Origin of the sequence: Corynebacterium sp. sy039, assembly GCF_007904105.1 — a bacterium.
Lineage (GTDB): Bacteria > Actinomycetota > Actinomycetes > Mycobacteriales > Mycobacteriaceae > Corynebacterium.
On record NZ_CP042325.1, the window covers coordinates 56,880 to 71,013 of the forward strand.

Sequence of the window (14,134 nt, forward strand, 5' to 3'; positions counted from 1 at the left end):
CTTTAGGTGTTTTATGTTTTCTTAAGGTTTTCTAAGGAGTGTTCATGGGGAAGAAACACTGGTTGCTGCGCCGGGTAGGTGCAGTGATTATGACTACTGGATTATTGTCCAGTGGTATGTGGGGAGGTGCTGGCTCTGGTGTTGGTGTGCCTGTGGTGTGGGCTCAAGAAGAGACAACAGCACCAGCGGCGGATACTGCGGCTAGCCCGAAAAAGTTGCCTGGTATACCTGGTGAGCCTGGTTCGGCTATTAAAAGCCTGACAGTGACAGCTGATCCTGATAACAAAGAAAAAGTTGTGTTGAACGTTGATTTCGCTTTCCCTGATGACGCAAAACCAGGGGATTATGTTGAATTCAAGGTAGACATGGACGGCACCAATTCGTTTGATTCACCTTTTCCTAGCACCGGTGGTAATGATATTCCTCTGGTAGATCCAGTGAGTGGGAAAACAGTTGCTGTAGTTACTCGTGGTGGTTTGAATGCTTATCGAGTGACGTTGCAGCCAGAGGCTGAGGGATTAGTGAATCGTACCGCGAAGTTCACGCGTACATCTATGACTCCTCTAGCATCGTGTTCAAGTGATCCGCGGTCATTCAAGTACACTGCGACAACGATTAATTCGCAAGGAGTATCACAAACATGGAATTTATTTACCACAGTAGAACGTCGTAGTGGAGAATGTAACCACAACGATAACCCTTTTATGACGGGTGATGGTGGTATGCCCATCCCACGTATGGCATGCAGCATAGAGCGCATGGGGCTGAATTATTATGTTGCTACTAATGAGAATGCTACACAAGGTGCTGGTGTGTACGGTCGGACGAGGGGTACTGTGTATGTGACTCCGCCGATTGGTGATGCTGGTGGTGAAAACGAAACCTTCCAAGACATTTATGTGCGTGTACGTGTGGATGACGCATACACACCCATGAAAATGACAGAACTCTCCAATTATCTGAAGGTCTCGACAGGGGATGGTTTCTCAACATATTCTGGTGGGTGGAAGCCTGGTGACATTAGGACTAAGTACCCTTCTGGTACTCCTGTGCCGCCACAAGCGTATGTGTATCCACCTGACTTTGATCTCGAGGGTGTGAAAGCAAAAGCACAACCAGGAACTAATGGACTAAGTGAATCTTTTGATTGGAATAGTAAAACAATCACTGAAGAAGACGCGAGGGTACTAGTTCGTTTATTCTATGAAGCTTCTGGATTGTGGCGGGAGTCGCATAAGCCTGAGGTGATTGGATCCAACACCGATCCGGCTAACGGCACCGTGTACGTGGACTACAAGATCCCTGGATTATATAAACCTGTGATCATGAAAAACGCCTGGGGAGAGCCTGTTGCATCATTGGAAATCTCTGAAAACTTTACCCCTGATGAGAATGGTAATGCTAGCGCTAATGATATAGCTGATGCACTTAGCAAATCCGCTTTATACGGCATCCAGTTTTTTGGTTTCGGTGTGTTTGCTCCGTATTCTGGTGCTGCGAAGTACAACACTATTCTGACGTATTCTACTGATCCAGAAAGCTATAAATCTGGTAAAGGTCATACTGGCGAGAGTGCGCATTATGGTTCCTGTGGTGAAGGTGAAGCTACTGCGTTTGCTGCGCAGGAGGGTGTTGCTGCTGGTGATCCGTTACCAGCAAAAACTGTGCCTGGTGTGGACTTACTGAAAACAGTAAGGACTCTTTCTTCTTCCGGGCTACTTCCTGGAGACTTGTCTCGGTTTATTCGTGGTACTGTGGTGGATGCGAATGAGGCTCCTGGTATTGCTGCTGCTGAGGGCAAAGAATTATCGTTTAGGTTTATGATCCGTAACTCGGGTAATACGGTGCTGAAAAACCTGAAACTTGCTGATGATAAGATCCCAGCTGATCAAATCACTTGTGGTAAAAACAGTCTTGATACTGTTGTGCTACAGCCTGCTGAAACAGTGGCATGTACTGCAACATTGCCTGCTCTGAAAGCGGGTGAGCAGCATACAAACATTGCGACAGTAACAGCAACACCAGTGGATAAGGATGGTAATCCTGTTGATGGTGGGGATGTGACAGGGCAGGATCCTGCGAATGCGCATGGTGCAGTCCCTGGTGTTGAACTTGTGAAGAAGATTAACGCTGTGGATGCTAACACCACACAGGATGCTGTTGTGGTTGATGCGGACTCAGATATGAGTGTCATGTTTGAGGTGACTAATACTGGTGATATGCCGTTGAAGGATATTGTGGTCAGTGATGATGTGATTACTGATCCAAGTAACATTACGTGTCCTGGTCGACCAGAGAAACTGAATCCTGGTGCGAAACTGATTTGTTATGCAACCCTGCCTGCACCTCAGGCTGGTGAGATGCATACGAATACGGGTACGGTGACTGCTACACCTGTGGATAAGGATGGTAATCCTGTGGGTGATACACCGTTAACGGATTCTGACCCAGCGAATGCTCGGGTACCGAAACCACGTGTTCCTGGTGTTCGGGTGGTGAAGTTGATTAATGGTGATGATGCGAATCGTGAGCCTGGTGTTGCTGTGAAACCTGGTGAGTCGTTGAACATTTCGTTTGAGGTGTCGAACACGGGTGAAACACCACTCAAAGACGTGACAGTGTCTGACGATCAGATTAAGAATGCTCAGGATATTGTGTGTGAGAATAAACCAGATGTTCTTGCACCGGGTGAGTCGTTTACGTGTACGGCCACGTTGCCGGCACCAAGCTCTGGTGTCACACATAAGGATACTGCGACAGTAACTGGTGTTCCGGTGGATGAGGAGGGTCATCCTGTGGGTGATACTCCTGTCACTGATGATGATTCGGCGTTTGCGTGGTTGGATGAGCCAGCGAAAGTAGCCAAAATCCCATCGATTAAAGTGATTAAGAAGATTGATGGTGATGATGCGAATGTGGCACCGGGTGTGAGGGTAGCCCCTGGTGCGGATATGAAGGTGTCGTTTGAGGTGACTAATGATGGTTCGGCAGCACTAGAGAACATTAATCTCACGGATAATGTGATCCCTGCGAAAGATATCACCTGTGCGAACAAACCGGAAACCCTCAATCCTGGCGAGTCGTTTACGTGTTCTGCGACATTGAAGGCTCCTGTGTCTGGTGATCATGTGAATATCGCAACAGTAGAGGGTACCCCGGTGTATGGTGATGGTGAGTTTGGTCCAACGAGCCCTGTGTTGGATGTTGATCCTGCGCGTGCGTGGGTGGATGAACCAGTAAAAGTAGCCAAGGTTCCTTCTGTGAAGGTGATGAAGAGTATTAATGGTGATGATGCGAATGCGTATCCTGGTGTGGGTGTAGCCCCTGGTAGTGATATGAGCATCTCGTTTGTGGTGACGAATGATGGTGATGTGGCACTGGAAAGCATTGATCTCACGGATAATGTGATCCCAGCAGACCACATCACCTGTGCGAATAAACCAGAGTCACTTAAGCCTGGTCAGTCGTTTACGTGTTCTGCTACGTTGAAGGCTCCTGTGTCTGGTAAGCATGTGAATATCGCGGCAGTAGAGGGCACACCTGTTTATGGTGAGGGTGAGTCTGGTCCCACAAGCCCTGTGTCGGATGTTGATCCTGCGCGTGCGTGGGTGGATGAGCCAGCTTCGGTGGTGAAGACTCCTGCTATTAGTGTGATCAAAAAGATTAATGGTGATGATGCGAATGTGTATCCTGGTGTGAAAGTTGGGCCAGGTAGTGACATGGACATTGTGTTTGAGGTGACCAATACTGGTTCGGCAACACTGGAAAAGATTGATCTCACGGATAATGTGATCCCAGCGAAAGACATCACCTGTGAGAATAAACCAGAGTCACTCAAGCCTGGCCAGTCGTTTACGTGTTCTGCGACATTGAAGGCTCCTGCTACGGGTGAGCATGTGAATATCGCAACCGCCCAGGCAACACCTGTGTATGGTGATGGTGAGTCTGGTCCCACAAGCCCTGTGTCTGATGATGATCCTGCGCGTGCGTGGGTGGATGAACCACAAAAAGAAGTGAAGAAGCCTTCTATTACTGTGGTGAAGAAGATTAATGACGAGGATGCGAACACGAAGCCTGGTGTGAAGGTTCAACCAGGTGAGGATATGGACATCGTGTTTGAGGTGACCAATACTGGTACCGCAACACTAGGCAATGTCACTGTGTCGGATAATGTGATTCCAGCAGACCACATCACCTGTGCGGATAAACCTGAAACACTCAAGCCTGGTGAGTCGTTCACCTGCCATGCGACATTGGCGGCACCAGCGTCTGGTGATCATGTGAATATCGCAACGGTTGAAGGCACACCAGTGTATGGTGAGGGTGAGACTGGCCCTGATTCTCCTGTGCGGGATTCTGATGAGGCGAATGCGTGGGTGGATGAACCACAGAAAGAAGTCAAGAAGCCTTCCATTACAGTGGTGAAGAAGATTAACGACGATGATGCGAATTCTAAGCCTGGTGTGAAGGTGTCACCTGGTGAGGATATGGACATTGTGTTTGAGGTGACCAATACTGGTACCGCAACACTCGGTGACATTACTGTGTCGGATAATGTGATTCCAGCGAAAGACATTGTGTGTGAGGATAAACCTGAAACACTCAACCCTGGCCAGTCGTTCACCTGCCATGCGACACTCAAGGCACCAAGTACGGGTGATCACGTGAATATCGCAACGGTTGAAGGCACACCGGTGTACGCCGATGGTGAGACTGGTTCTGATGGGCCGGTTAAGGATGTTGATGAGGCGAATGCGTGGGTGGATGTTCCTGATGCACCTGTGATGAATCCGTCTATTACAGTTGTGAAGAAGATTAACGACGAGGATGCCAATGCGAAGCCTGGTGTGAAGGTTCAACCTGGTGAGGATATGAGCATCGTGTTTGAGGTATCGAATGATGGTGATGTGGCGTTAGAGGACGTTGCATTGTCGGATAATGTGGTTGATGCGAAAGATATTATGTGTGAGGATAAGCCTGACACGTTGAATCCTGGTGAGAGTTTCACGTGTTCTGCGACACTCAAGGCACCATTGTCTGGTGATCATGTGAATATCGCAACGGTTGAAGGCACACCAGTCTACGGTGAGGGTGAGTCTGGTCCGACTGATCCTGTTATGGATTCTGATGTTGCTCGTGCGTGGGTGGATGAGCCTGAGAAGGTGGTGAAGGTTCCTTCCATTACAGTGGTGAAGAAGATTAATGGTGATGATGCCAATAGTAAGCCTGGTGTGAAAGTACAACCAGGTGAAGACATGAACATCGTGTTTGAGGTGACTAATACTGGTTCGGCAGTACTGGAAGACATTGATCTTGCGGATAATGTGATTCCATCGGATCAGATCACGTGTGAGGATAAACCAGAGTCACTCAAGCCTGGTGAGTCGTTCACCTGCCATGCGACACTCAAGGCACCATCGTCTGGTGATCATGTGAATATCGCAACCGCCCAGGCAACTCCTGTGTATGGTGATGGTGAGACTGGTTCTGATCAGCCTGTGTTGGATGTTGATGTGGCTCGTGCTGTGGTGGTGGAGCCTGACCAACCAGAACAACCAGAGCAGCCTGAGGAAGGCAAGCCTTCTAAACCTGCTAAGCCTGCTAAGCCTTCCAAGCCTGAGGCGGACAAGCCTGCTGGGTCGTGTGGTGAGTCTGTGGGTGTTAAGCCTGCGTGTGGCACACCAAGCGAACCTGAGTCCAGCAAACCTGGGTCTGAGCCTGGCCAGTCTGGTGGTGTGATTGCTGGTGAGGTTGTGAAGCATTGCCAGAAACCAACCAACCCTGGTGATAGTCCTGCCCAGTCTGGCACCAATCCTGCCGAGTCTGGCGAGCCTGTGAAGGCTGAGCCTGGTGCGGATAAGACCGCTAAGACGGTGAAGGCTGGTGCTAAGACTAATACTGGTGGCAAGACTCAGAAGTCTGGTGTGCGGGTAACTACGGGTGGTCATCTAGCAGCGTAGTTGGAGCCTGCTTCTTAGACGGGATGGTGTGTCCTGCACGCGTATAGCACGTATAGTGTGGGCGCAGATGTGGGGTGGTGTGACAAAGCACCACCCCACTTTTCACATTCAACAGGGGGAATGCGCTTCATTGTTTTGTGCAAAAAGGGCTGCGCGAGCAGAAGGAGCACTCTTTCGGCTGGACATTTTCATGGGGGGGGGGGGCTATTCTTTAGGTGCTTTATGTTTTCTTAAGGTTTTCTAAGGAGTAGGTCGTGGGGAATACGCATGGATTATCACGTCGTGTAGGCGCGGTCGTGATGGGTGTCGGTTTGCTTTTTGGTGGTGTGGTGTCGCCAGTTTTAGCTGCCGACGACACGGACACGAGTGCTGGTTCTGATGAGTTGCGTTTGCCTGATCCAGAGTTTACTGGTGAGGTTACGGAACTGAAGACGAACACCGAAGTATTAGAAAAAGCTGGGTACGTGGATATGACAGATGAGACAAACCAGCTTTTTGTGTGCCAGAATCGTACTTTTGATAGCACAAACGACACGTGGGCTGGTCTTGGTACCCAACGTGATCCAGCAACTAGTGCATTGACTGATATGACCTATCGTCAGGATGGTGTTGCTGGTGATAAGCGTGCTGGGTTCTATGGCACGGTGCATAACCGGTTATGGTTTAAGGAAGCACATCTTTTTCCTTCATACTATGCTTTTGAGCCTTTCTTCCAGGATTTGTATGTGCAGATTAAAACCACAGGTGAGAAGGACTTGGAGTTTCTTGATGGTGCTACTCCGGTGAATGAGCATGGGCTTGTAGCAAAGATTATGGAGGATCCAACACAGTATATTCGCCTGCAATCAGCTGAACCTTTAGAATCCTTTGGTCCTAGTGAAGCTAGGAATATACAGTGGTCTGATGTGCTCATTCCTCAGGCGATTCGTCGTATTGTCATGGATAAAGCTATAGCGCAGGGTGTGCCACGAGAATACTTCATGCAGGGGTCTGGATCGTCTGATCAGTTTTCTGCTGAGCAGATAGCTCAATATGATGAGATTATTGGTGCGTTGGTGTCTGGTTCTGGCGTGGACACCGCGTTTAGTGAATGGCTAAAAACACATTTGAGCGTGGAGAAAGTTTCTCCTGGTGAGATTGTCCTGAAGTTAGCCGACTTTGGTGAGGATATGGGTAGGCAAATGCCTATCACTCGAGGAGTGGAGTGGTCTGAGCAGGATAAAGAAGAGTATGGTGGTGATTTTCCATACGGAGCTGCATTTCCTGGTTCTGGAACCATAGATACAAATAGCGGAGGATCCGCGGTTGGAGCGCATATGGACTCGGTGGTTTCGTTTCAGGCTGAATCGCGTTTCGATTTTGGCTCTACTCCTGCTCGTCATAAGAAGGACATTATGGAAGTAACTGGTGCTGTTGATTATCAGCAACCTGGTTCTCCTACTCCTCCTATCGTGGTTTTGGACACCTATGTGTCTGCGTTTGCCCCTAATGAGAGTGGTACATATGAGGCGCAGGTGAATTACTACACGGATAAGGCTGATCTTGAGGCGGGCAAGACTGCTGAGGGCGAGACTGTGGGCAATTATGGTGCCTCCTGTGGCGGTGAATTTGTTGTGGAGGCTGAGGAGGTTGCTGATGTAAAACCGTCATCTACATCTGCTACATCTTCGTCTTCTGCGGTACCAACCTCTTCGTCTGCGGTGGAGCCGTCTGCGTCTTCGGTTGCGCCAACCACGTCTGAACCTGTGCCTTCTTCTGCGGTGTCGTCGTCCTCAGCGGCTCCTGCCACATCTATATCTGAACCATCTACATCAGAATCTGAGCCTTCCTCTTCTGCTAAGCCATCGTCTACCACATCGTCTGCGGAGCCAACACCAACCACTGTTGTGAAGGAACCTGAACCATCCTCTGCTGCTACATCTTCGTCTTTGGTGGTAACGCCTGTTCCTGTACCTACTGAGTCTGGTTCTGATGCGCCTGCTCAACCTGAACCGGTCAAGCCTGGTGTCATTGTCGCTGAGGTGTCAAAGCATTGTGATAACTCTAGTAAGAAAACCAGTGCTGAGAAGGCTACTGCGCATACTTCCGACGTAAGGGGAGTCAAGAAATCGGGTGCTCGTGTTACTACTGGTGGCATATTGCGCAATATGAGCTAGGTGTGATTCGTTGTTTGGCTGGTTTTCTAACTGTGGTGTTTGAGGAAATGTTATTTCCGAAACACCACTTTTATTTATGGGGTGAGATATGAGCCATTTTCAGGGGTAGGTGCTTGATTGTTTTTCTCTTTCGACTGGCGTTTTGATGGGGGGGGGGGGTCTATTCTTTAGGTGTTTTATGTTTTCTTAAGGTTTTCTAAGGAGTAGGTCGTGGGGAGAAAACGTAGCATACCGCGCAGTATAGGTGCGGTATTGATGAGCATAGGAATGCTCGCGGCAGGTGTAGTGTCACCTACATTGGCTGATGAGGGGGATACAGGAGCTGGGTCTGGCGAGTTGCGTTTGCCTAATCCTGAGTTCACGGGAAAGATTACGGAACTAACTGACTACGATTCATTAGAAAAAGCAGGATACACATATACTAATACTAATCAGCTTTTTGTGTGCCAGAACCGTACTTTTGATAGTAAAAACGACACGTGGGCTGGTCTTGGAGCACAACGTGACCCTGCAACCAGCGCACTAACGGATATGACCTATCATCAGGATGGTGTTTCTGGTGATAAGCGTGAAGGATTCTATGGCACCATTCATAATCGCTTATGGTTTGCTGAAACAAGTACCGGTGGGTCTGGTTATCTATTTGAGCCTTTCTTCCAGGATCTTTATGTGCAGATTAAAACTACTGGGGAGAAAGACCTAGAGTTTCTTGATGGTACTACTCCTGTGAATGAGCACGCTCTTGTGGCGAAGATCATGGAGGATCCCACAAAGTATATTCGCTTGCAGTCTGCGGAACTATTAAGTAGTTCTGGTTCAGGAGAACAACTTCATTGGTCTGATATTGCAGTTCCTGAGGCGATTCGTCGCATTATTATGGACAAAGCGATTGCGCAGGGTGTGCCACGAGAATACTTCATGCAGGAGTATGGATCGTCTGATCAGTTTTCTGCTGAACAGATAGCTCAATATGATGAGATCATCGGTACATTGGTGTCTGGTTCTGGTGTAGAAACCGCATTCAGTGAATGGTTAAAAACTCATTTGAGTGTGGAGAAAGTTTCTGCTGGTGAGATCGTCCTGAAGTTAGCCGACTTTGGTGAGGATATGGGCAAGCAGATGGCTATCACACAAGGTAGAGAGTGGACTGAGGAAGAAAAAGAGCAGTATGGTGTCGATTTCCCATATGGCGCCGCTATCACGGGATCACTGTCATATACTGATCCTGAAACAGGTGAAACAATAAACTCTGGTGGATATGACGTTCATGCTGATTCTATGCCTGTGTGGAATGGTTACTCTCGGTTTGATTTCGGTGCGACACCGTCGCGAAATAAGAAAAGCATTCTTATTTATGAAGATATGATCAGGGATGAATCCAAAGGCGAACCCGTCGGTCCTGTTGTCGCATTAGATACATATGTGTCTGCTTTTGCCCCTAACGAGAGTGGCTCATATGAAGCTCGCGTGAATTATTACACTGATAGAGCAGACCTTGAGTCAGGGAAAACTGCTGAGGGTGAAACCGTGGGTAACTATGGTGCCTCTTGTGGTGGCGTCGTTGAGCTATCTGCATCTGCTAAGCCTGCCGTTAAGGTTGTGAAGAAGATCAATGGCGAGGATGCGAATGAACTGCCTGGTGTGAAGGTTGCGCCTGGTCAGGATATGAACATTACGTTTGAGGTGTCGAACACGGGTGAAACACCACTCAAAGACGTGACTGTATCTGACGATAAGATCAAGAATGCTAGCGATATTAAGTGTGAGAATAAGCCTGAGACTTTGGAACCAGGTAAGAGTTTCACGTGTTCTGCGACGTTGAAGGCTCCGGAGTCTGGCACGCACACTGATACCGCGACAGTAACTGGTACTCCTGTGGATGAGGAGGGTAATCCTGTAGGTGATACGCCTGTTACGCATGAGGATCCTGCGAATGCCACTGTAGAAAAACCACTTGTTCCTGCTGTTAAGGTTGTGAAGAAGATTAACGGTGAGGATGCGAATAGTGAGCCTGGTGTAGTGGTTGCGCCTGGTCAGGATATGAACATTACGTTTGAGGTGTCGAACACGGGTGAAACACCACTCAAAGATGTGACTGTATCTGACGATAAGATCAAGAATGCTAGCGATATTAAGTGTGAGAACAAACCAGAGGTTCTTGCACCGGGTGAGTCGTTTACGTGTTCTGCTACGTTAAAGGCTCCTGCGACAGCGGGTGAGAAGCATAAGGATATTGCGACTGTTTCTGCTACTCCTGTGGATAAGGATGGTAATCCTGTGGGTGATACGCCTGTTACGCATGAGGATCCTGCGAATGCCACTGTGGTAGAGCCTGCGAAGGTGGTGAAGCATCCGTCTGTTAGGGTGGTGAAGAAGATTAACGGCGAGGATGCGAATGTGAAGCCGGGTGTGAAGGTTCAACCGGGTTCGGATATGAACATCACGTTCGAGGTCACTAATGATGGTGATGTTGCTGTTGGTTCTGTGAGTGTGTCGGATAATAAGATTCCAGCTGATCAGATTACCTGCGACGATAAACCAGAAACCCTCAACCCTGGTGAAAGTTTCACGTGCCAAGCGTCGTTGAAAGCTCCTGCCTCTGGTGAGCACACGAATATCGCTTCTGTCGAGGCAACCCCAATCTACGGCGAGGGTGAGACTGGTTCAGATTCTCCTGTGAAGGATTCTGATCCTGCTCACGCTAGCGTCGACGAGCCAACCAAGGTGGTGAAGCATCCGTCTGTGTCGGTGGTGAAGAAGATTAATGGTGAGGATGCGAATGTGAAGCCGGGTGTGTTGGTTCAACCTGGTGCGGATATGAACATCACCTTTGAGGTCACCAATGACGGTACTGCAACACTAGAAAATGTTGAGGTTACTGATAATGTGATTCCGGCTGACAAGATTACGTGTGCGAATAAACCAGACACCCTTGCACCGGGTGAGTCGTTTACCTGCCAGGCAACCGTGAAGGCTCCTGTTTCTGGTAAGCATGTGAATATCGCTTCTGTTCAGGCAACCCCAGTCTATGGTGAGGGTGAGACTGGTTCTGATGAGCCTGCGCGTGATTCTGATCCTGCTCACGCTAGCGTCGACGAGCCAACCAAAGTGGTGAAGGTTCCGTCTGTTCGGGTGGTGAAGAAGATTAATGGTGAGGATGCGAATGCTAATCCTGGTGTGAAGGTTCAACCGGGTGAGGATATGAAGGTCACGTTTGAGGTGACTAATGATGGTGATGTGGCTCTTGCTGGTGCTGTGGTGTCGGATAATGTGATTCCAGCTGATCAGATCACCTGCGACGATAAGCCGGAAACCCTTGCTCCTGGTAAGAGTTTCACGTGTTCTGCGTCGTTGAAGGCTCCTGAGTTTGGTAAGCATACGAATATCGCGACTGTCGAGGCAACCCCTGTTTATGCGGATGGTGAGTCTGGTCCTGAGGGTCCGGTTACTGATGTTGATTCTGCTAAGGCGTGGGTGGATGAGCCGCAGAATACTCAGCGTGTGCCTTCTGTTCGGGTTGTGAAGAAGATTAATGGCCAGGATGCGAATGTGGCACCTGGTGTGAAGGTTGCTCCAGGTAGCGATATGAACATCACGTTTGAGGTGACCAATGATGGTACTGCAACACTTGGTGATGTTACTGTCACGGATAATGTGATTCCTGCTGACCAGATCACCTGCGACGATAAGCCGGATACTCTTGCTCCTGGCCAGTCGTTTACCTGCGAGGCAACCGTGCAGGCTCCTGCTTCGGGTGATCATGTGAATATCGCGACGGTGGAGGCAACCCCTGTTTATGCGGATGGTGAGTCTGGTTCTGATACTCCTGTGAAGGATACGGATGCTGCGCGTGCGTGGGTGGATGAACCGGTCAAGGAGGTCAAGAAGCCTTCCATTAAGGTTGTGAAGAAGATTAACGGCGAGGATGCGAATGTGAAGCCTGGTGCTGAGGTTGCTCCAGGTAGCGATATGAACATCACGTTTGAGGTGTCGAATACAGGTACTGCAACTTTAGAAAAGGTTGAGGTTACTGATAACGTGATCCCTGCTGACCAGATCACCTGTGAGAACAAGCCTGAGACTCTTGCTCCTGGTGAGTCGTTTACCTGCGAGGCAACTGTGAAGGCTCCTGCTGCTGGTAAGCATGTGAATGTGGCTAGTGTTGAGGCAACCCCAGTGTATGCGGATGGTGAGACTGGTTCAGATTCTCCTGTGAAGGATTCTGATGAGGCGAATGCGTGGGTGAAGGAGCCTCAGAAGGATGTGAAGCATCCGTCTGTGTCGGTGGTGAAGAAGATTAATGGCCAGGATGCTGGTGATGGTTTGGGCGTTGAGCTTGCTCCTGGTTCGGATATGGATATCACGTTTGAGGTCACGAACACTGGTACTGCAACACTAGACAATGTCACGCTGACAGATAATGTGATCCCTGCTGACCAGATTACCTGCGACGATAAGCCTGAGGCTCTTGCACCGGGTGAGTCGTTTACCTGTAGCGCAACACTGCCTGCTCCTGCTGCTGGTAAGCATGTGAATATCGCAACGGTTGAGGCAACTCCTGTGTACGCGGAGGGTGAGTCTGGTCCAACAGATCCTGTGGGTGATTCTGATACTGCGAAGGCGTGGGTGAAGCCGAAGAGTGTTCGTGAGGTGTTCCCTGCGGTGGAAGTAGTGAAGAAGATTAATGGTCAGGAGGCGAGTGCGGATCCTGGTGTGAAGGTTGCTCCTGGTAGTCAGATGGATATTACGTTTGAGGTGTCGAATATCGGTACCGCAACATTAGAAAACATTACGGTGTCGGATAATGTGATTCCTGCTGATCAGATCACCTGCGACGATAAGCCTGAGGCTCTTGCTCCTGGTGAGTCGTTTACCTGTAGCGCAACCTTGCCTGCTCCTGTGTCTGGTAAGCATGTGAATGTGGCGACTGTAGAGGCAACCCCAGTCTACGGTGATGGCGAGTCTGGTTCTGATGGTCCTGTGGGTGATTCTGATGTGGCGAAGGCGTCGGTTGATCCTAAGCCGCAGGGTCGTGAGGTGTTCCCGTCGGTGAAGGTTGCGAAGAAGATTAATGGGCAGGATGCTGATACAAAGCCTGGTGTGAAGGTTCAACCGGGTGAGGATATGGATATTACGTTTGAGGTGACTAATGATGGTACCGCGACACTCGGTGACATCGCGCTGTCGGATAATGTGATTCCTGCTGATCAGATTACCTGCGACGATAAGCCGAACACGCTCAAGCCGGGTGAGTCGTTTATCTGCCATGCAACGCTCAAGGCACCGATGTCTGGTGGTCATGTGAATGTGGCGACTGTGGAGGCAACCCCTGTTTATGGTGATGGTGAGTTTGGTTCTGATGGTCCTGTGGGTGATTCTGATGTGGCGAAGGCGTCGGTGGATGATCCTGCCTCTGATAAGCCTGGTGAGGATACGCCTGGTGAGGATGTGAAGCCTGATAAGCCTGGCAAGCCGCATGATCCTGCCTCTGATGATTCCGGTAAGCCTGGTGATTCCGATTCCGGTAAGCCTGGCGAGCCTGGTTCTGATGCTGCAAAGCCTGGTGATGTGATTGCTGGTGAGGTGACCAAGCATTGCGATGGTCAGGGCGGGCAGGATGATTCTGCTGCTAAGGGTGCACAGCCTGCTGATTCTGGTGTGAATGGTCAAGGTACAGGCGCTGCCAAGGGTGCAGCTGATGCTAAGGGTGCGAAGCCTGGTGATTCCGCTAAAGCCACGACCGCTAAGACCGCTAAGACGGATAAGGCTGGTGCTAAGACCAATACTGGTGGCAAGACTCAGAAGTCTGGTGCGCGAGTGACTACGGGTGGTCATTTACGTGCTGCCTAGGTAGTCCGAGTCGTGCATGGTGAGTGTGCCTATATAGTCAGCTATTAGTGCGCTGGTGGGGTGGTGTGTTACAACACCACCCCTTTTGCATGGATTTATTTCTATAGCTGTTGACAAAAAATTTTCAACAGCTATAGAATCCGTGAGCGACGAAGCGAAAAGAAATCC

At 49.5% G+C, this 14,134-nt stretch carries 3 protein-coding genes; all 3 read left to right on the top strand.

Annotation, left to right across the window (positions count from 1 at the left end):
- The first annotated feature begins 44 nt into the window (after positions 1–44).
- The 3 genes from FQV43_RS00270 to FQV43_RS00280 all read left to right on the top strand — a co-directional run bounded on the left by FQV43_RS00270 (position 45) and on the right by FQV43_RS00280 (position 13,966).
- Positions 45–5,960 (top strand): hypothetical protein, encoded by a 5,916-nt coding sequence (locus FQV43_RS00270; protein WP_146338054.1) that lies wholly within the window; start codon positions 45–47, stop codon positions 5,958–5,960.
- Positions 5,961–6,214: 254 nt separating this feature from the next.
- On the top strand, positions 6,215–8,116 hold the full coding sequence (locus FQV43_RS00275; protein ID WP_146338056.1) for a hypothetical protein: 1,902 nt from the start codon (positions 6,215–6,217) through the stop codon (positions 8,114–8,116).
- A gap of 210 nt (positions 8,117–8,326) precedes the next feature.
- On the top strand, positions 8,327–13,966 hold the full coding sequence (locus FQV43_RS00280) for a hypothetical protein (protein ID WP_146338058.1): 5,640 nt from the start codon (positions 8,327–8,329) through the stop codon (positions 13,964–13,966).
- Positions 13,967–14,134 lie beyond the last annotated feature (168 nt).

Coding starts and splice junctions, on each gene's coding strand:
- FQV43_RS00270 (WP_146338054.1), top strand. CDS start 45: ATGGGGAAGAAACACTGGTTGCTGCGCCGGGTAGGTGCAGTGATTATG.